The sequence below is a fragment of the Ralstonia edaphi genome (genome assembly GCF_958350185.1).
GTDB lineage: Bacteria > Pseudomonadota > Gammaproteobacteria > Burkholderiales > Burkholderiaceae > Ralstonia > Ralstonia edaphi.
In genome coordinates this window covers 1025307-1043667 of record NZ_CATWHI010000002.1, presented here as the reverse complement: position 1 = coordinate 1043667, position 18361 = coordinate 1025307, and the positions used below count along the sequence as shown (strand labels likewise).

Annotated in this window: 17 protein-coding genes; 10 read left to right on the top strand and 7 right to left on the bottom strand. The window is 64.0% G+C overall.

Annotated elements, in window-relative coordinates; all coding sequences use genetic code 11:
• Position 1: 1 nt before the first annotated feature.
• The 5 genes from R2669_RS10065 (at position 2) to R2669_RS10045 (ending at position 4517) form a co-directional block, all read left to right on the top strand.
• Positions 2–775: an acetyltransferase domain-containing protein gene (locus R2669_RS10065; protein ID WP_316899904.1), complete on the top strand. Its 774-nt coding sequence runs from the start codon at positions 2–4 to the stop codon at positions 773–775.
• Positions 729–1151 carry an acetyltransferase domain-containing protein gene (locus R2669_RS10060; RefSeq protein ID WP_316899902.1) on the top strand — a complete coding sequence of 141 codons (423 nt, stop codon included), beginning with the start codon at positions 729–731 and terminating at the stop codon, positions 1149–1151. Before R2669_RS10065 ends, R2669_RS10060 begins: the two co-directional genes overlap by 47 nt.
• Before the next feature lie 72 nt (positions 1152–1223).
• Positions 1224–1718: an NUDIX hydrolase gene (locus tag R2669_RS10055; protein WP_316899900.1), complete on the top strand. Its 495-nt coding sequence runs from the start codon at positions 1224–1226 to the stop codon at positions 1716–1718.
• A complete protein-coding gene (gene mnmA / locus R2669_RS10050; protein ID WP_316899899.1) occupies positions 1715–2827 on the top strand; it encodes a tRNA 2-thiouridine(34) synthase MnmA in 1113 nt (370 codons plus the stop codon). Before R2669_RS10055 ends, mnmA begins: the two co-directional genes overlap by 4 nt.
• A 91-nt stretch (positions 2828–2918) precedes the next feature.
• On the top strand, positions 2919–4517 hold the full coding sequence (locus R2669_RS10045; RefSeq protein WP_316872816.1) for an FMN-binding glutamate synthase family protein: 1599 nt from the start codon (positions 2919–2921) through the stop codon (positions 4515–4517).
• 20 nt (positions 4518–4537) lie between these two features.
• Here R2669_RS10045 and R2669_RS10040 read toward each other — a convergent pair whose 3' ends face one another.
• Positions 4538–5146 (bottom strand): glutathione S-transferase, encoded by a 609-nt coding sequence (locus R2669_RS10040; protein WP_316899897.1) that lies wholly within the window; start codon positions 5144–5146, stop codon positions 4538–4540.
• 239 nt (positions 5147–5385) lie between these two features.
• Here R2669_RS10040 and purB point away from each other — a divergent pair, with 239 nt between their 5' ends.
• The 4 genes from purB to R2669_RS10020 all read left to right on the top strand — a co-directional run bounded on the left by purB (position 5386) and on the right by R2669_RS10020 (position 8934).
• Positions 5386–6759, top strand: coding sequence for an adenylosuccinate lyase (gene purB, locus R2669_RS10035; RefSeq protein WP_316890035.1), 1374 nt, complete (start codon positions 5386–5388; stop codon positions 6757–6759).
• Positions 6760–7022: 263 nt separating this feature from the next.
• Complete coding sequence (locus R2669_RS10030; protein ID WP_316899896.1) at positions 7023–7604, top strand: cytochrome b; 582 nt, start codon at positions 7023–7025, stop codon at positions 7602–7604.
• Between the two features lie 98 nt (positions 7605–7702).
• Positions 7703–8275: a YceI family protein gene (locus R2669_RS10025; protein WP_316873693.1), complete on the top strand. Its 573-nt coding sequence runs from the start codon at positions 7703–7705 to the stop codon at positions 8273–8275.
• 62 nt (positions 8276–8337) lie between these two features.
• Positions 8338–8934, top strand: a complete 597-nt coding sequence (locus R2669_RS10020) for a YceI family protein (RefSeq protein WP_147215983.1) — start codon at positions 8338–8340, stop codon at positions 8932–8934.
• 99 nt (positions 8935–9033) lie between these two features.
• On the opposite strand, the gene secF is transcribed toward R2669_RS10020, so the two are convergent.
• The 5 genes from secF to queA all read right to left on the bottom strand — a co-directional run bounded on the left by secF (position 9034) and on the right by queA (position 14731).
• Positions 9034–10005 (bottom strand): protein translocase subunit SecF, encoded by a 972-nt coding sequence (gene secF / locus R2669_RS10015; protein ID WP_147216132.1) that lies wholly within the window; start codon positions 10003–10005, stop codon positions 9034–9036.
• A gap of 78 nt (positions 10006–10083) precedes the next feature.
• Entirely contained in the window at positions 10084–11973 is a 1890-nt protein-coding gene (gene secD / locus R2669_RS10010; protein ID WP_316899893.1) for a protein translocase subunit SecD, read from the bottom strand.
• Positions 11974–12086: 113 nt separating this feature from the next.
• Positions 12087–12419, bottom strand: coding sequence for a preprotein translocase subunit YajC (gene yajC / locus R2669_RS10005; protein WP_004632835.1), 333 nt, complete (start codon positions 12417–12419; stop codon positions 12087–12089).
• Positions 12420–12524: 105 nt separating this feature from the next.
• Positions 12525–13676, bottom strand: coding sequence for a tRNA guanosine(34) transglycosylase Tgt (tgt, locus tag R2669_RS10000; protein ID WP_316899892.1), 1152 nt, complete (start codon positions 13674–13676; stop codon positions 12525–12527).
• A gap of 2 nt (positions 13677–13678) precedes the next feature.
• Entirely contained in the window at positions 13679–14731 is a 1053-nt protein-coding gene (queA, locus tag R2669_RS09995; protein ID WP_316890030.1) for a tRNA preQ1(34) S-adenosylmethionine ribosyltransferase-isomerase QueA, read from the bottom strand.
• 132 nt (positions 14732–14863) lie between these two features.
• Between queA and recG the strand changes: the two genes are divergently transcribed.
• Positions 14864–17011, top strand: coding sequence for an ATP-dependent DNA helicase RecG (gene recG, locus R2669_RS09990; protein ID WP_316899891.1), 2148 nt, complete (start codon positions 14864–14866; stop codon positions 17009–17011).
• 146 nt (positions 17012–17157) lie between these two features.
• On the opposite strand, the gene R2669_RS09985 is transcribed toward recG, so the two are convergent.
• Entirely contained in the window at positions 17158–18321 is a 1164-nt protein-coding gene (locus R2669_RS09985) for a metallophosphoesterase (RefSeq protein WP_316899889.1), read from the bottom strand.
• Between the last annotated feature and the right edge of the window lie 40 nt (positions 18322–18361).

Here is an 18361-nt window from a genome sequence, read left to right as displayed (position 1 = left end):
GATGGCGCCCACTTCTTCGCGGCTTGCCGCAGTGGATGCGTTGCGCGGCCTGGTCATGATGCTGATGGTGGTCGACCATCTGCGGGAGTTCTTCTTCCTGCACGCGCAGGTGGCCGATCCTGTCAATCTGGCCGTTACGCCGACGGCACTGGCGCTCACGCGCTTCGCAAGCCACCCCTGCGCGCCGGTGTTCGTGTTTTTGGCGGGCATGTCGGCATGGCTGTCCGGGCAAAAGCAGGGCGGGGATCGGCGCGGAGTGTCGGCACATCTCTTCAAGCGCGGGCTGTTTCTCGTGGCTCTGGAACTGACCGTCGTGAACTTTGCCTGGACGTTCACGTTTCCGCCCACAACGGTCTATCTGCAAGTCATCTGGGCGATCGGGTTATCGATGATCGCGCTGGCGGGGCTGATCTGGCTGCCGCGTGGCGGTCTGCTGGCGGTCTCGCTGATGATCGTGGCGGGGCATAACCTGCTCACGGATGCGCAGGTGGCGCCGGATTCATCGTGGCATGCACTGTGGGCGGTGCTGCATCAGCGTGACTGGATTGTGTTGGCCGATGGGCTGCGGCTGCGCACGTCGTATCCGGTGCTTGCGTGGATCGGCGTGATCGGTCTGGGTTATGCCTTTGCGCCGGCGTATGCGCGGCGTTCGCCCGGGGCCCGGGGCCCGGGGTGCGTTGTGCTGGCGGCTCGGCGCTGCAAGCCTGACCGGCTTGGCGGTGCTGCGCATGCTCAACGGCTATGGCGAGCCGCAACCCTGGGTGCTCGATCCTGATGCGCTGACCACCGCCGTGTCGTTCGTCAATCTCACCAAATACCCGCCGTCGCTCGATTTTCTGCTGATGACACTGGGCTTGGGGCTGTGCGCGCTGGCGTGGCTGGACCGCCTGCCCGCACGCGCAGCCGACATGCTCCAGACGCTGGGCACCGCGCCGATGTTCTTCTATCTGCTGCATTTATATGCGCTGCACGTCGCGTATCTGGCGGCGTTACAGGCGTTGGGCGCAAACCATGGCGAGCGCTTCGGCTTCAACGCGGTATGGCAACTGTGGGCGGCGTGGCCAGTCACGATCGCGTTGCTGTATTGGCCGACACGCTGGTTTGCAAGACAGCGCTCCACCGGGCGCCATCGGTGGATGCGCTATTTGTGAAGCGGCCGCGATCACAAGCGGATGTTGCCTTGCGGGGCTACAATAACGCCTTGTTTTTGTTGCCTTTTTGCCATGAGCCAAGCTGTCCGCTGGAAACCCAGCGTTACCGTTGCCGCCGTCATTGAACAGGACGGGCGCTTTCTGCTGGTGGAGGAGCACACCGATGTCGGCTTGCGCCTGAACCAGCCCGCCGGCCATCTCGACCCGGACGAAAGCCTGGTCGACGCCGTCGCGCGCGAGGCGCTGGAAGAAACCGCGCACAGCTTTGTACCGACTGCCTTTCTCGGCTGCTACATGGCGCAGTTCCAGCCGCCGCAAGGGGATCCGGTCACCTATGTGCGGATGGCATTTACCGGCGAGCTTGGCCCCCAAGATCCGCGCCGCACGCTGGACGACGGCATTGTCCGCACTGTCTGGATGACGGCAGATGAAATCCGCGCCAGCCGCGAGCGCCATCGCAGCCCGCTGCTGCTCGCCTGCGTGGAGGACTACCTGGCCGGCAAGCGGTATCCGCTCGATGTCATCCACACACATGCGAGCGTGTACGGCCTGGGAGCGCAGTCATGAGCAAGAAGCGCATTGTCGTCGGGATGTCTGGCGGCGTGGATTCGTCCGTCACTGCCTGGCTGCTCAAACAGCAAGGCTACGACGTCGTCGGCCTGTTCATGAAGAACTGGGAAGACGATGACGACAGCGAATACTGCTCGACCCGGCAGGACTGGATTGACGTGGTGTCGGTGGCCGATCTGATCGGCGTCGACGTGGAAGCTGTCAACTTTGCCGCCGAGTACAAAGACCGCGTGTTTGCGGATTTCCTGCGCGAATACTCCGCCGGCCGCACGCCCAATCCCGACGTGCTGTGCAACGCCGAGATCAAGTTCAAGGCCTTCCTCGACCACGCGATGGCGCTTGGCGCCGACACGATCGCGACCGGGCACTACGCCCGCGTGCGCGAGGTCGATGGCCGATTCGAACTGCTCAAGGCGTTCGACCACACGAAGGATCAGAGCTACTTCCTGCACCGGCTGAACCAGGCGCAGCTGTCGCGCACGCTCTTCCCGCTGGGCGAAATGCCGAAGACGAAGGTGCGTGAAATCGCCGCCGAGATCGGTCTGCCCAACGCCAAGAAGAAGGATTCCACCGGCATCTGCTTTATCGGCGAGCGGCCGTTTCGCGATTTCCTGAATCGCTACCTGCCGACCAAGCCCGGCCCGATCAAGACGCCGGACGGCAAGACCATCGGCGAGCACATCGGCCTGGCGTTCTACACGTTGGGACAGCGCAAGGGCATCGGCATCGGCGGCAGCCGCGATGGCAACGGCGATGCCTGGTACGTGGCCCGCAAGGACATGGCGGCCAACACGTTGTACGTGGTGCAGGGGCACGACCACCCGTGGCTGCTGGCGCACACCGTGCACGCCGACGATCTGAGCTGGGTTGCCGGCCACGCACCCGCCGAAGGCACGCACCTTGGCGCCAAGACGCGTTATCGCCAGGCCGATGCGCCTTGCACGGTCGCACGCGCGGCCGACGGCGCGCTCACGCTGACTTTTCCGGAGGCGCAGTGGGCGGTTACGCCGGGTCAATCCGCTGTGCTGTACGACGGTGAGATCTGCCTGGGCGGCGGCATTATTTCCGCAGCTGAGCCGGCTATCGTTGAAAAGGCGGTCGCCTAATCGGTTTTTGCAACACTGCGTTGTGTCGGCTGCGACTGCTGCTGCACTCGTTTAAGCTTGCGCCCTGATTTGTCTTCAAACAGGGTTGGTCATGCTGCCACGTCGCTACTGGGCCTTTGCGGGCGTTGTGCTGTTGTTTGCCGTTACCGCGGGGTTTGCGGTAGCGGGGCGTCTGCATTGGGTGTGCGCGGTCATTCCGGGCATGTTCGTCATCCTCGGCGTGCACGACATCACGCAGACGCGCCACTCGGTGTTGCGCAACTACCCGCTCTGGGGCCATTTCCGCTTCCTGTTCGAGTTCATTCGTCCGGAAATCCGCCAGTATTTCGTTGAAGACGACACCGACGAAAAGCCCTTCTCGCGCGCCCAGCGCAGCATCGTTTATCAGCGTGCCAAAGGTGAAGTCGACAGCCGTCCGTTCGGCACCGAAGTCGATGTGAAGGTGGCCGGGCACGAATGGATCGGCCACTCGCTGGCACCGTCGCGCATTGCCTCCTCGGACTTTCGCGTGATGGTGGGCGAGGGGCGCGCCAAGCCGTATTCGATGTCGGTGTTCAACATCTCGGCGATGAGCTTCGGGGCGCTGTCGGGCAATGCCATTCGCGCACTCAACCGCGGTGCCAAGCTCGGCAACTTCATCCATGACACGGGCGAGGGTTCGATCTCGCCGTACCACCGCGAAGAGGGTGGTGACCTGATCTGGGAAATCGCCTCAGGCTACTTCGGCTGCCGCGATGCCAATGGCCGCTTTGATCCGGACCGCTTTGCCGAACAGGCGCGCAGCCCGCAGGTGAAGATGATCGAGGTGAAGTTGTCGCAGGGTGCCAAGCCGGGGCACGGTGGCGTCTTGCCTGCGGCCAAGGTGACGCCCGAGATTGCCGCCACGCGCGGCATCCAGATCGGCAAGGATTGCATCTCGCCGGCCGCGCATTCGGAATTCAACTCGCCGCTGGGTTTGCTGCAGTTTGTGGATCGCCTGCGTACGCTGTCGGGCGGCAAGCCGACCGGCTTCAAGCTCTGCATCGGGCATCCGTGGGAGTTCTTTGGCATCGTCAAGGCGATGCTCGAGTCCGGCATCCTCCCGGACTTTATCGTCGTTGACGGCGCGGAAGGCGGCACCGGCGCCGCGCCGCTGGAATTTACCGACCACGTCGGCACGCCGCTGCAGGAAGGGCTGCTGCTGGTGCATAACACGCTGGTCGGGACCAACCTGCGCGACAAGATCAAGATTGGCGCGTCGGGCAAGATCGTCACGGCGTTCGACGTCGCTCGCACGCTGGCCATGGGTGCCGACTGGTGCAACGCTGCGCGTGGCTTCATGTTTGCGCTGGGCTGCATCCAGGCGCAGAAGTGCCACACCGACCGCTGCCCGACCGGCGTAGCGACACAGGACCCGTCTCGTCAGAAGGCGCTGGTGGTGCCGGACAAGGCCGAGCGAGTGCATCAATATCACGCGCACACGCTGCATGCGCTGCTGGAGCTGACGCAGGCCGCGGGCCTGCAGCATCCGGCGGATTTCCGCGCGCACCACATCGTGCGGCGCGTGTCGGGCAACGAGGTGCAGTTGCTCTCGACGCTGCTCAAGTACCTGGAACCCGGCGATCTGCTGGCCGGGCGGTACCGTTACCAACTGTATGAACGCTACTGGCCGATGGCCCAGGCCGAACGGTTTGATCCGGTGGCCGTGTAACGCTCGACCATTGCCATGGATTACTGCGGCTGGGTTTCCATGAAGCTCGGCCGCTTTTCCATGCGCGCGTAGAACGTGGCGAGGTTCGCGTGACGTTCGCGCCAGTCGATCTGCGGCTGGCGGAAATCCAGATAGGCAAGCGCGCAGCCGACGGCAATGTCCGCCAGCGTGAGGTGGTTGCCGTTGCACCAGGTCTTGTCGGCCAGGCCTTGCGACATGGCTTGCAGCGCTTGGTCGATCTTGTGGCTCTGGCGCGCGAGCCACGTTTCGCTGCGCTGCTCCGGTGTGCGCTGCGTATGTTCGATGCGCAGCATGAGCGCGGCGTCGAGCAGGCCGTCGGCCAGCGCTTCCCAGCAGCGCACTTCCACGCGCTCCCGGCTCGATGGCGGAATGAGGCGCGCCACCGGCGACAGCGTATCGGCGTATTCGGCAATCACGCGCGAGTCGAACAGGGCGCCGCCGTCGTCCATCACCAGGCAGGGCACCTTGCCCAGCGGGTTGAACTGGTGGATCTGCGTGTCTGCGCTCCACACGTCTTCCAGCACGAACTGGTAGTCGATTTTCTTTTCAGCCAGGACCACGCGCACCTTGCGGGTGTACGGGCTGGCGTGCGATCCGATCAGTTTCATAGGCATGTCATGTTGGAGGCGGAAGTATAGCTGCGCACTTTCTCGAGTGCGCTGGGCGGCGCCTGAACCCAACTCAACCAAACGGAGGCTTGCTTTAGGCCGGATTGGCCGTGAAAGACAGGTGCCGGGTGGTAAAATCGCGGGCTCGCCTGGGTGCGCGTATGCACCTTGGTTCAACGCGCAACGCCGCGTCCGGGTTGTCCGGATTGAGATTCCCTTCACATTTTTTCCCGCCTGCCATGTCGTCGCTTTCTGCCCTGACCGCTCTGTCTCCCATCGATGGCCGCTACGCTGCCAAGGCCGATCCGCTGCGCGAGTGGCTGTCGGAAGCCGCTTTCATGCGCAATCGCGTGAAGGTGGAGGTGCATTGGCTGATCGCGCTGTCGCAGGCCGGGCTGGCGGAGATCCCGCGTTTCTCGGCCGCCGCCGAAGGCGCACTACTGACGCTGGTCGAGAACTTTGCCGAGGCAGACGCCGCCCGCATCAAAGAGATCGAAGCCGTCACCAACCACGACGTGAAGGCCGTCGAATACTGGATGAAGGAGCGCGTGAAGGGCAACGCCGAGCTGGAAGCCGCCAGCGAATTCATTCACTTCGCCTGCACGTCGGAAGACATCAACAACACCTCGCACGGGATGATGCTCAAGGGCGCGCGCGACACGGTCATCGTGCCGACGCTGCGCCGCGTTCAGGCGCGCCTGGTGGAGCTGGCCCATGCCAACGCCGACGTCCCGATGCTTTCGCGCACGCACGGCCAGCCGGCCAGCCCGACGACGCTGGGCAAGGAAATGGCCAACGTGGCCGCCCGCCTGGATCGCGCCATCCGCCGCATCGAAGCCGTTGAGCTGCTGGGCAAGATGAACGGTGCGGTGGGCAACTACAACGCGCACCTGTCAGCGTATCCGTCGCTGGACTGGGAGGCCTTCTCGAAGAACGTGATCGAGACGCGCCTGGGCCTGACGTTCAATCCGTACACCATCCAGATTGAGCCGCACGACTACATGGCCGAGCTGTTCGACGCCGTGGCGCGCGCCAACACGATCATCCTGGATCTGGACCGCGATGTCTGGGGCTACATCTCGCAGGGCTACTTCAAGCAGAAGACCAAGGCCGGCGAGATCGGCTCGTCGACCATGCCGCACAAGGTCAACCCGATCGACTTTGAAAATTCGGAAGGCAACGTCGGTCTGGCCAACGCGGTGCTGCGCCATCTGTCGGAAAAGCTGCCCGTGTCGCGCTGGCAGCGTGACCTGACGGATTCGACCGTGCTGCGCAACATCGGCGTGGCGTTCGGCTACAGCCTGCTGGCGTACGACGCCTGCTTGCGCGGCCTGGGCAAGCTCGAAACCAACCCGGCCCGCCTGGCCGAAGACTTGGACAACTGCTGGGAAGTGCTGGCCGAGCCGGTCCAGACCGTGATGCGCCGCTATGGCATTGCCAATCCGTACGAGCAGCTCAAGGAACTGACGCGCGGCAAGGGCATTTCGCGCGAGGCGCTGCGTGAGTTCATCGGCACGCTTGCCATTCCGGAGGATGCCCGCAAGCTGCTGCTCGACATGACGCCCGGCAGCTACATCGGCAAGGCTGAAGAACTGGCGCGCCGTATCGCCTGATTGTTGCAAAAATTTGGTGGTGCCGTCTGAAGAACGGCCCGTTCTCGAATCCGAGGGCGGGCCGTTTTGCTTGGTGTGCGCTGTAGAACCGTTCTACGCGCCGCTGATATGAGCATGCCTAGTCAATCAAAAAATTTGAATCGCTTGGTGAACTTCAGCTTGCCTTGGCAGGTCGGATCGCGCAAATAATGCACAATCGTTTGGCGTCGTGGTCTTACCCACAGGCGCCGCCTACCGAGCGCTACAACATACCGAGGGAACCGATGTCACAAGCCGCCCACTCGAATCTCGCCATGCGCGGCGCCGCTGACCACGGCGCCTATGCCAAGCCTGCGATTGCGATGCACTGGATCGTCGCGCTGCTGATCTTCGCGGCCTTCGGGCTTGGTCTGTACATGACCGATATCCCAGGCTTTACGCCGACCAAGCTGAAACTGTTCTCGTATCACAAGTGGATTGGCATCACGGTGCTGATCTTTGCCGTGCTGCGTGTGCTGTGGCGCCTGACGCATCCGGCGCCGGCGCCCGTGCCGGGCATGCCGAAGTGGCAGCACGCCGCCGCGGAAGCCGCACACGTCGGGCTGTATCTGCTGATTCTGGCGGTGCCGCTCACCGGCTATCTCCTGAGCGTCGCGGCCGGCGTCAAGGTCGTCTACCTTGGCCTGTGGGAGCTGCCGATGCCGTTCGACAAGAGCGACGCGCTGAAAGACGTCTTCAGCATGGCGCACGAATGGCTCAACTGGACCATGGCGGCCATCGTTGTGGTGCACATCCTGGCAGCGCTCAAGCACCACGTCGTCGATCGAGACGGCACGCTGCGCCGCATGGTGCCTTTCCTCCGCTGATTTCCAAACGCGCCGATGCACATGGCGTGTCGGCGCTCCTGCCTCGCCATCTTCACCAAGACTGCCGGCACGACCGGCCTGACCGAAGGAGTCTGATGATGAAACGTTTTGTGCGCCCCCGTGCCATTGCCCTGGTCGCCGCCGGCGCGCTGTCGATTGCTGCCGTATCGGTATCGGCCATCGCCCAGGTGGACGCCGCCAAGAGCAGCGTCACCGCCACCGGCAAGCAGCTCGGCGTGCCGATGGACATCAAGTTCGGCAAGTTCGACGCCGTCGTCAATTACAACCCGGCCAACGTGGCTGCATCGACTGCCAAGGTGGACATCGATGTCACCAGCGTCGACGTTGGCAGCAAGGAATACAACGACGAACTGAAGAAGAAGGACTGGTTCGACACGGCCAAGTATCCGAAGGCAACGTTCGTCTCGTCGGCGTTCAAGCCGGGCGCGGGCGGCAAGGTGGACGTGGTCGGCAAGCTGACCATCAAGGGCATCACGCAGGATGTGACTGCACCCGTCACGTTCAAGCAGGAAGGTGCCAATCAGGTCTTTGAAGGCGCTTTGCCGGTCAAGCGCAACGCATTCAAGGTGGGTGACGGCGAGTGGAAGGATACGTCGGTCGTCTCGGATGACGTGACGATCAAGTTCCGCGTCGTCATCGCCAAGAAGTAATCGGAAGTCTCACCCCAACGTTTTTCGGCCCTCGTGTGCCGCTTTTATCCGCAGGAGTTCTCATGAAATTGCGTACCCTCGTTGCCGCACTGTCGGCCATTGCTGCCACTGCCGCTTTCGCTGCACCGGTCACGTACCAGCTCGATCCGAACCACACTTACCCGAGCTTCGAAGCCGACCACATGGGTGGCCTGTCGAAGTGGCGCGGCAAGTTTGAAAAGTCCAGCGGCACCGTGACGCTGGATCGCGCCGCCAAGACCGGCAGCATCGATGTGACCGTGCAGACCGACAGCATCGACTTCGGTCACGCCAAGATGAACGAGCACGCCAAGAGCGCCGAAATTTTCGACGTGGCCAAGTACCCGACCGCCACGTTCAAGGGCAACTTCACGAAGTTCAAGGGCGACGTGCCGACCGAGGCCGAGGGCCAGTTGACGCTGCACGGCGTGACCAAGCCGGCCAAGCTGGAAATCGACGCGTTCAAGTGCATGCAGCACCCGATGCTCAAGCGTGAAGTCTGTGGCGCGGACGCCGAGATGAAGTTCAAGCGCGATGACTTCGGTGTCGACTACGGCAAGGCCTACGGTTTCAACATGGAAACCAAGCTGAAGATTCAGGTGGAAGGTGTCAAGCAAGACGCCAACGTCGCACAGCAGTAAGCCAGGCGGCACGCCTCTGCCAAAGAAAAAGCCCCGCAATTGCGGGGCTTTTTTGTTGCCCGAAGAACGGAGTCGTCCGGGCAGCGCGGAGCAGGATCTTTAGACCTGCGCGCCGAAGTTCGGGTCGTCTTCCTTCGGGCCACCGGCCTTTTTGTCGGCCTTGACCAGATCTTCGCGTTTGACGCCCAGCCACATGCACAGCGCAGCGGCCACGAACACCGACGAGTAGATGCCGAACAGAATACCGATCGTCAGCGCCAGGGCGAAGTAGTGCAGCGTCGGACCGCCGAACACCAGCATCGACACCACCATCATTTCGGTCGAGCCGTGGGTGATGATCGTGCGCGAGATGGTGCTGGTAATCGCGTGATCAATCACCTCGTGCGTGTTCATCTTGCGGTACTTGCGGAACGCTTCGCGGATCCGGTCGAAAATCACCACGGATTCGTTGACCGAATAGCCCAGCACCGCGAGCACCCCTGCCAGCACCGACAGCGAGAACTCCCACTGGAAGAAGGCGAAGAAGCCCAGGATGATCACGACGTCGTGCAGGTTGGCGATCACGCCGGCCACGGCAAACTTCCATTCGAAGCGGATCGACAGGTAGATCACGATGCCGATCACCACGAACAGCAGCGCCAGCAGGCCATCCGTGGCCAGTTCCTTGCCGACCTGCGGGCCGACGAACTCAACGCGCTGGAGCTTGGCGTCGGGGTTCACGGCGGTCAGCGCCGTCATCACCTGTTGGCTCTGGACTGCCGAGGCGATGGGTTTGCCGTCCGGACCGTTCTTGAGCGGCAGGCGGATCATCACGTCGCGCGAGGTGCCGAAGTTCTGCACCTGGGCGTCGGCATAGCCGAGCTTCTCAACGTCGCCGCGGATCTTCGGCAGATCGGCGGCCTGGGTGTAAGCGACTTCCATCACCGTACCGCCGGTGAACTCCACCGACAGGTGCAGCCCCTTGTGGAACAGGAAGAAGACAGCAGCGATAAACGTCAGGAACGACAGCGCGTTGAGGATCAACGCGTGCTTCATGAACGGAATGTCGCGGCGGATGCGGAAAAACTCCATGGTCTGCCCTTTGTGGCGACCGCCCCTTCGTGTCGGGGCAGCGCCGGTTCTATGCGAGATTCGTTGTGGGAGGCGTGATTACTTGGCGGGCGATTCCGTGTTCGTATTGCCCGGCTTCCACACTTGGCCGATGGCGACGCTCTGCAGCTTCTTCTTGCGGCCGTACCAGAGGTTCACGAGACCGCGGTTGAAGAACACCGCCGAGAACATGGACGTGCCGATCCCCAGGCAGTGCACGATTGCAAAGCCGCGCACGGGGCCCGAGCCGAAGGCAATCAGCGCCAGACCGGCGATGAGCGTCGTCACGTTCGAATCGAGGATGGTCGCCCAGGCGCGGTCAAAGCCGGCGGAGATGGCCATCTGTGCCGATGCGCCGTTGCGCAGCTCTTCACGCACGCGCTCGTTGATCAGCACGTTCGCGTCAATGGCCATACCGAGCGCCAGTGCGATAGCTGCAATACCGGGCAGCGTGAGCGTGGCCTGCAGCATGGAGAGCAGCGCGATCAGCAGGAACACGTTGACGCCCAGCGCTGCCACCGAGAACGCGCCGAACAGCATGTAGTACAGCACCATGAACACCGAGATGGCGAGGAAGCCGTACAGCGCCGAATCGAAGCCCTTCCTGATGTTGTCGGCACCCAGCGACGGGCCGATGGTGCGTTCTTCGATGATCTCCATCGGCGCGGCCAGCGAGCCCGCACGCAGCAGCAGCGCCAGGTCGGAAGCTGCCTCGGTGGAGCCCATGCCGGTGATCTGGAAGCGCGAGCCCAATTCGGACTGGATGGTCGCCACCGTCAGCACTTCGCCCTTGCCCTTTTCAAAGAGCACGATGCCCATGCGTTTGCCGATGTTGTCACGCGAGACATCGCGCAGCATGCGGCCACCCTGGCCGTCGAGCGTGATGTCGACCGACGAATTGTGGTTCTGGTCGAAGCCCGCCGAGGCGCTGGTGATGCGGTCACCCGTGAAGATCACCTGCTTCTGCAGCAGGACGGGCGCGCTGCGCCCTTGCGTGAACAGCTCGTCGCCCAGCGGTACCGGATCGCCGGCACGCGGCACGAGCGGCGCGTTCGGATCGGCCAAGCGCGCTTCCAGCGTTGCCGTGCGGCCGATGATGTCCTTCGCCTTGGCCGTGTCCTGCACGCCCGGCAATTGCACGACGATGCGGTCCGGGCCCTGTTGCTGGATCACCGGCTCAGCCACGCCCAGTTCGTTCACGCGGTTGTGCAGCGTAACGATGTTCTGCTTCACCGCGTTGTCCTGCACTTCCTTCATCGCAGCCGCGGTGAAGGTGCCGGTGAGCGTGGCGCCGTCCGCGCTCTTGTCCACGGTGTAGGCCAGTTCGCGCGTGGAGTCGGCCAGCAGCCCGCGTGCGCGATCGGCGTCGTCCGGGTTGGCGAACTTGATCGTGATTGTGTTGTTGTTACGGTCGATGCCGCTGTGGCGGATGCCCTTGTCACGCAACTGCGTGCGGATGTCGCCAGCCAGCGAGTCGAGCTTTTTCGTCACGGCGCCGTTCATGTCGACCTGCAGCAGGAAGTGCACGCCACCGCGCAAATCCAGGCCCAGGAACATCGGTTTGGCAAAGAACGGTGCGCCGCTCAACCAGCGCGGCGAACCGGGAAGCAGGTTCAGCGCCACGATGTAGGTCGGGTCGGCCTGATCGGTGTTCAGGCCCCGGGCCAGCACGTCCTTGGCCTTGAGCTGCGTGTCGGTGTCGGCAAAGCGCACGCGCACGCTGGCGGAGGTGCCGTTGTTGTCGAAGAACACGCCGTCGGGGCGAATGCTGGCCGCAGCCAGCAGGCTCTCGACCTGCTTTTGCACGTTCAGATCGACCTTGACGGTGGCCTTGCCGGAAGACACCTGCACGGCAGGCGCCTCGCCGAAGAAGTTCGGCAGCGTATAGAGGAACCCAATGGCAAGCGCCACCAGGATCACAATGTATTTCCAGAGCGGATAGCGATTCATCTTGGAATGCAGAGAGGCGACGCCTAGGGGCGCGGGCGCGGATTCTTAGAATAGGCGCTGCCTGGGGTTCCGGCGCCGGCGCAATTGTGCGCGGCGGCGCCGGGAGGGGCCGATTACAGCGCCTTGAGCGTGCCCTTGGGCAGCACGGTGGTCACGGCGCTCTTCTGGACAGTGATTTCGGTGTTGGCAGCGATTTCCACGGTGACGTACTGCTCAGCCACCTTGCTGACCTTGCCGAGAATGCCGCCGGCGGTGACGACTTCGTCGCCCTTCGCCAAGGCTTCGAGCATCGCCTTGGTTTCTTTCTGGCGCTTCATTTGCGGGCGGATCATGATGAACCACAGCACCACGAACATCAGGATGATCGGCAGGAAGCTCATCAGGCCACCCGCGGCACCACCAGCTGCCGGTGCAGTTTGCGCGTAAGCGTCGGAAATCAGGAACACGTCAGAACTCCGTAATGGTTCGTCAATCGGTCAAAAATCGGACCGGACATTCTACCATTGCGATGCTGCGGCAAATGGGCGCGCCCGGCGCCCTGCGAAGGCGGCTTACAGGGCCCCGCGCGCGCGGTCTGCGGCGAAGCGCACCTGGAAGGCGGCAAAACCGTGGGATTCAATGGCAGCGCGCATTTCGGCCATCAATTCCAGGTAGTAATAGAGATTGTGGATGGTGTTCAGGCGGGCACCCAGGATCTCGCCGACGCGCTGCAGGTGGTGCAGGTAGGCGCGCGAGAAATTGCTACAGGTGTAGCAGCCGCAGGTCTCGTCCAGCGGGCGCGGATCGTTGCGGTGTACCGCGTTCTTGATCTTGATGTCGCCAAAGCGGGTGAAGAGCCAGCCGTTGCGCGCGTTGCGGGTCGGCATCACGCAGTCGAACATGTCGACGCCAGCCGCGACGCCCGCCACCAGATCTTCCGGCGTACCGACGCCCATCAGGTAATGCGGCTTGTTGGCCGGCAGGCGCGGCGCCACGTGCTGCAGCACGCGCATCATGTCTTCCTTCGGCTCGCCGACCGACAGGCCGCCGATGGCATAGCCGCCGAAACCCTCGCCGCCCGCATCGGCGTCAATGGCTTGCAAGCCGGCCAGCGATTCATCGCGCAGGTTCTCGAACATGCCGCCCTGGACGATGGCGAACAGCGCGTTCGGGTTGTTCTCACGCTCGAACTCGTTGCGGGAGCGTTGCGCCCAGCGCAGGCTCATGCGCATGGAGGCCGCGGCTTCCGCCTCGGTGGCCGGGCGATCGCCGATTTTGTACGGCGTGCATTCGTCGAACTGCATGACGATGTCGGAATTCAGCCGGCGCTGGATCTGCATCGAGATTTCGGGCGAGAGGAACAGCTTGTCGCCATTGATGGGCGATGCAAACGTCACGCCTTCTTCGGTGATCTTGCGCAGATCGCCCAACGAAAACACCTGAAAGCCGCCGGAATCGGTCAGGATGGGCTTATCCCAGCCATTGAAACCGTGCAGGCCCTTGTGCGCGTCCATCACTTCCAGACCCGGGCGCAGCCACAGGTGGAACGTGTTGCCCAGGATGATCTGTGCGCCGATGTCCTTCAGCTCCGCCGGCGACATCGCCTTGACCGCACCATAGGTGCCCACCGGCATGAAGATGGGCGTTTCAACCACGCCGTGGTTCAGGGTCATGCGGCCGCGTCGGGCGAGGCCATCGGTGGTGAGCAGTTCGTACTTGAGCATGGTCAGGCGGAAATGGAGTCTGGTTCAGCGCGGGTGAGCAGCATGGCGTCGCCGTAACTGAAGAAGCGGTAGCGCTGGGCGATGGCGTGCCGATACGCCTCACGGATGGCGCTCATGCCGGCAAACGCCGATACCAGCATCAGCAAGGTCGACTTGGGCAGGTGGAAGTTCGTCACCAGCAGGTCGACGGCGCGGAAACGGTAGCCGGGGGTGATGAAGATGTCGGTCTCGCCGCTGCAGGCATTGAGCGTGCCGTCCGGCTGCGCGGCCGACTCCAGCGCCCGCATCGATGTGGTGCCGACCGCGATGATGCGGCCGCCGGCCGCGCGCGTGGCGCGGATGGCTTCGGCCAGTTCAGCCGTAATTTCGTACCACTCGCTGTGCATGCGGTGCTCGGCGATGTTTTCCACGCGCACCGGCTGGAACGTGCCCGCACCGACGTGCAGCGTGAGAAAGCCGCGCCGAATGCCCATGGCGTCAAGCTTTGCGAACAGCGCATCGTCGAAGTGCAGGCCCGCTGTGGGTGCCGCGACGGCGCCCGGGTTGCGCGCATAGACAGTCTGGTAGCGCGTCTCGTCAAAGCTGTCCGGGTCGTGCTCGATGTAGGGCGGCAGCGGCAGGCGGCCGTATTGCTCGATCAGATCCAGCGCTGGCTGCGGGAAGCGCAGCGTGAAGAACGGCTCGGCACGCGGTCCGACCGTCACGTCAAAGGCGTCGGCCAGGCGCAGCGTGGTGCCCTCGACGGGCGACTTGCTGGAGCGGATCTGTGCCAGCACCGTGTGTTCGTCCAGCAGGCGCTCGACGAGCACTTCCACCTTGCCGCCGCTGGCTTTGTGACCAAAAAAGCGTGCCTTGATGACGCGCGTGTCGTTGAAGACCAGCAGGTCGCCGGGGCGCAGGTAGTCGACCAGGTCGGCAAATTGGCGGTCTTCAAAATGCACGCCATCTTCCGCACGACGTACGGCCAGCAGGCGGCTCGCGGTGCGGTCGGGCAGGGCGGTTTGCGCGATCAGCTCGGGCGGCAGATCGAAATCGAAATCGGACAGCGTCAGCATGAAAAGTGGCGCAGACGTGGATTGCGCCAAGTGATGGTCGCGGGCGCCGGTACAATCGGGCGAAACCGCAAAGTTCGCCATTGTAAACGCCCTGTGCCGCCTCGCGCCCGTTCCGCCACTGATGCTGCTCCTATGCCCGACGCTGATACTGCGCCGGCGCCGAAGCCAAAACGCGCAACCGCGACGGACCAGCCTGCCAAGGCAGCGGCCAAGACGGCCCGCCCCGCAGACAAACTCGCCAAGCTTGGCCTGCACCGCGACGTCGATCTCGTCCTGCATCTGCCGATGCGCTACGAGGATGAAACCACGCTGCTGACCATTGCCGAGGCCACGGCCCGCGCCAACACCGGCTGGGCTGCGCAGGTCGAGGGCACGGTCACGCGCAATGAAGTGGCGTTCCGGCCGCGCCGGCAGCTGGTCGTGCATATCGCCGATGACTCGGGCGAACTGGTTCTGCGCTTTCTCAACTTTTACGGCAGCCAGGTCAAGCAGATGGCCGAAGGCGTGCGCCTGCGCGTGCGCGGCGAAGTGCGCGGCGGCTTCTTTGGCGCCGAGATGGTGCACCCGACCGTGCGCGCCGTGGCGGACGACGAACCGCTGCCCGATCGCCTGACGCCGGTCTATCCGAGCACGGCGGGCGTCGCACAGGCTTATCTGCGCAAAGCGATCCTGAACGCGCTCACGCGCACGCCGCTGCCGGAAACGCTGCCGAACAGCCTCATCACCGGCCCGCTCGCGCCGCTCAAGCTGATGACGCCGGCCGATGCCGTGCGCCTGCTGCATCAGCCGACGCCCGATGTCGACGAACACAGCCTCGTCGAACGCACGCACCCGGCGTGGCTGCGCATCAAGTTTGATGAGCTGCTCTCCCAGCAGCTCTCGCTCAAGCGTGCGCAGGCCGCGCGCCGCATGCGCAACGCGCCCGTCCTGCGCGACAGCGGCAAGGATGGGCTGCTCGCCCGCTTCATGAAAGCGCTGCCGTTCAAGCTGACCGGCGCCCAGGCCCGCGTGTGGGAAGAGATTCGCGCCGACCTCGCGCACCCGTACCCGATGCAGCGGTTGCTGCAGGGCGACGTTGGTAGCGGCAAGACCGTCATCGCCGCGCTGGCCGCCTGCCAGGCCATCGATGCCGGCTGGCAGGCTGCGCTGATGGCGCCGACGGAACTGCTGGCCGAGCAGCACTATCGCAAGCTTTCTGCGTGGCTCGAACCGCTGGGCGTGGACATCGTCTGGCTGGCCGGCAGCCTCAAGCGCAAGCAGAAGGACGAGGCGGCCGCGCGCGTGGCCGCCGGCACCGCGCAACTCGTGATCGGCACGCACGCGCTGATCCAGGATGCGGTCACGTTCGCGCGGCTAGGCCTGGCGGTGGTGGATGAGCAGCATCGCTTTGGCGTCGCGCAGCGGCTGGCTTTGCGCGGCAAGGCAAGCAACGGCGATGCACCTGCCGCCAACGCCCAGGTGCCGCACCAGCTGATGATGTCCGCCACGCCGATCCCGCGCACGCTCGCAATGACGTACTACGCCGACCTCGACGTCTCCGCCATCGACGAGTTGCCGCCCGGCCGCACGCCCATCGTGACGCGCTTGGTCAACGATGCGCGCCGCGACGAGGTGATTGAACGCATCTACGCCGCCGCACGCGAGGGGCGACAGGTCTACTGGGTTTGCCCGCTGATCGAGGAAAGCGAAGCGCTGCAACTGCAGACCGCCGTTGAAACCTTCGAGACGCTTTCGCAAAGTCTGCAAGGCCTAAAAGTGGGCCTTGTACACGGACGCCTGCCATCCGCCGAGAAGGCCGCCGTGATGAGCGCCTTCGCCGGCGGCGACCTGCACGTGCTGGTCGCCACCACCGTCATCGAAGTGGGTGTGGATGTGCCCAATGCCTCGCTGATGGTGATCGAGCACGCCGAGCGCTTTGGCCTTGCGCAGCTGCACCAGCTACGCGGGCGGGTGGGACGCGGCACTGCGGAATCGGTCTGTGTGCTGCTGTATCAGGCGCCGCTGTCGCCGACGGCCAAGCAGCGCCTGCAAACCATGCGCGAGACCACCGATGGTTTCGAAATCGCCCGGCGCGACCTGGAGATCCGCGGGCCCGGTGAATTCCTCGGCGCGCGGCAATCAGGCGAAGCGATGCTGCGTTTTGCCGATCTGAATCACGATGCGTGGCTCGTCGAATTTGCGCAGGGCGCTGCGGACGAGATGCTCGCGCGCTTTCCTGAAGCCGTGGACACCCACCTCAAGCGCTGGTTGGGCGAGCGCGAGCACTACCTGCGCGTCTAAGCCCGGCGGCGCACGGCTTTTTAGTCCGCTAGCCGAGCCTGCTTGCGTAAGCGCTTGGCGGTATACATCGCACGATCGGCCTGGTCCATCAGTGCGGGGACCTCCGTCAACTGAACGTTTTCTTCGTCGGATATCAGTTCTCAGGTTTAGCCGACGGCCGGCTCCAGACGCAGCAGCGTGATTTCCGACGGCGCACCGAATCGCTTGGGCGGGCCCCAATATCCGGTGCCGCGGCTGGTGTAGATCCACAGGCGTCCCAGCCTGTGCAATCCCGCCGTAAAAGGCTGCTGCAGCGGGACAAAGAGGCTCCACGGCCAGAACTGGCCGCCATGCGTGTGCCCAGAAAGCTGCAGGTCGAAGCCGGCCTCCGCAGCGGCGGGAGCGGTGCGTGGTTGATGCGCGAGCAGGACGGTCGGGGTCACCCCAGGCGGCGACCCGGCCAGCGCCCGGGCCGGATCGCTCGTGTGCGCAGCGTCGAACTTGCCTGCGCTGAAATCGGTCACGCCCGCAATCACCAGCGGCGCGCCGTCGTGTTCCAGCACCGCATGCTCGTTCATCAAGACCCGCATGCCGAGCCGCTCGAACTCCGACACCCAGGGTCCGACGCCGGAGTAGTACTCGTGATTGCCGGTCACCGCAAAAACGCCGTGCCTTGCCGACATGCCGGCAAGCGGCGCGATGTGTGGACGCAGCACCTCCACCTCGCCGTCCACCAGGTCGCCCGTCACGGCAATCACATCGGGCTGCAATGCATTGAGCCGTTCGACCACGCCAGCCACATAGGCGCGTTTGATGGTCGGCCCGACGTGCAGATCGGTGATCTGCGCGATGGTGAAACCGTGCAGCGCCGCCGGCAGGCCTGCGATGGGCACCGTCACCCGCGCCACGCGCGGAATGCGGCGCGCGTTGATATAGCCGATCACGGTCACCAGCACGGTGAGGCCGACGACAAGCAGGGCCGAATCGTGGCGATAGGCGTGTGGAAGCACGATCAGCGCGATGTCGCGCAGCAGCGTCAGCACCAGCAGCGATGAGAACAGGCCCATCAGCAACGCCCCGAACCACGTCACGCGATCCGCCAGCGAGATGGGCCGGATCACGAAGCGCGCCGCCATCCCGGTGGGAATCATCACCGTCGATACGAGCAGGAAGATGATGCTCGCAGCCCAGCCCGCGCCATTCCAGCCCAGATCCGGCAGCAGCCGCCATCCGATGTAGAGATGCAGCGCTGCCATCAGCGCCACGACCGTCGTCAGAAAGCGGCGCCTGCCGCGGGGCAGGGATCGGCTGCCGTTAGGTTCGTCACGCATGCTGGGGCGGCTCCTTTGGGTCTTGGTGAGACGTGTCCAC

What these genes read in the sequence shown, in the direction of transcription:
- R2669_RS10040 (WP_316899897.1), bottom strand. Translation starts at nt 5,146, where the DNA reads ATGAAACTGATCGGATCGCACGCCAGCCCGTACACCCGCAAGGTGCGC.
- R2669_RS10030 (WP_316899896.1), top strand. Translation starts at nt 7,023, where the DNA reads ATGTCACAAGCCGCCCACTCGAATCTCGCCATGCGCGGCGCCGCTGAC.
- secD (WP_316899893.1), bottom strand. Translation starts at nt 11,973, where the DNA reads ATGAATCGCTATCCGCTCTGGAAATACATTGTGATCCTGGTGGCGCTT.
- tgt (WP_316899892.1), bottom strand. Translation starts at nt 13,676, where the DNA reads ATGCTCAAGTACGAACTGCTCACCACCGATGGCCTCGCCCGACGCGGC.
- R2669_RS10055 (WP_316899900.1), top strand. Translation starts at nt 1,224, where the DNA reads ATGAGCCAAGCTGTCCGCTGGAAACCCAGCGTTACCGTTGCCGCCGTC.
- recG (WP_316899891.1), top strand. Translation starts at nt 14,864, where the DNA reads ATGCCCGACGCTGATACTGCGCCGGCGCCGAAGCCAAAACGCGCAACC.
- R2669_RS10065 (WP_316899904.1), top strand. Translation starts at nt 2, where the DNA reads ATGGCGCCCACTTCTTCGCGGCTTGCCGCAGTGGATGCGTTGCGCGGC.
- R2669_RS10025 (WP_316873693.1), top strand. Translation starts at nt 7,703, where the DNA reads ATGAAACGTTTTGTGCGCCCCCGTGCCATTGCCCTGGTCGCCGCCGGC.
- purB (WP_316890035.1), top strand. Translation starts at nt 5,386, where the DNA reads ATGTCGTCGCTTTCTGCCCTGACCGCTCTGTCTCCCATCGATGGCCGC.
- R2669_RS10060 (WP_316899902.1), top strand. Translation starts at nt 729, where the DNA reads ATGCTCAACGGCTATGGCGAGCCGCAACCCTGGGTGCTCGATCCTGAT.
- secF (WP_147216132.1), bottom strand. Translation starts at nt 10,005, where the DNA reads ATGGAGTTTTTCCGCATCCGCCGCGACATTCCGTTCATGAAGCACGCG.
- mnmA (WP_316899899.1), top strand. Translation starts at nt 1,715, where the DNA reads ATGAGCAAGAAGCGCATTGTCGTCGGGATGTCTGGCGGCGTGGATTCG.
- queA (WP_316890030.1), bottom strand. Translation starts at nt 14,731, where the DNA reads ATGCTGACGCTGTCCGATTTCGATTTCGATCTGCCGCCCGAGCTGATC.
- R2669_RS10045 (WP_316872816.1), top strand. Translation starts at nt 2,919, where the DNA reads ATGCTGCCACGTCGCTACTGGGCCTTTGCGGGCGTTGTGCTGTTGTTT.
- R2669_RS09985 (WP_316899889.1), bottom strand. Translation starts at nt 18,321, where the DNA reads ATGCGTGACGAACCTAACGGCAGCCGATCCCTGCCCCGCGGCAGGCGC.
- R2669_RS10020 (WP_147215983.1), top strand. Translation starts at nt 8,338, where the DNA reads ATGAAATTGCGTACCCTCGTTGCCGCACTGTCGGCCATTGCTGCCACT.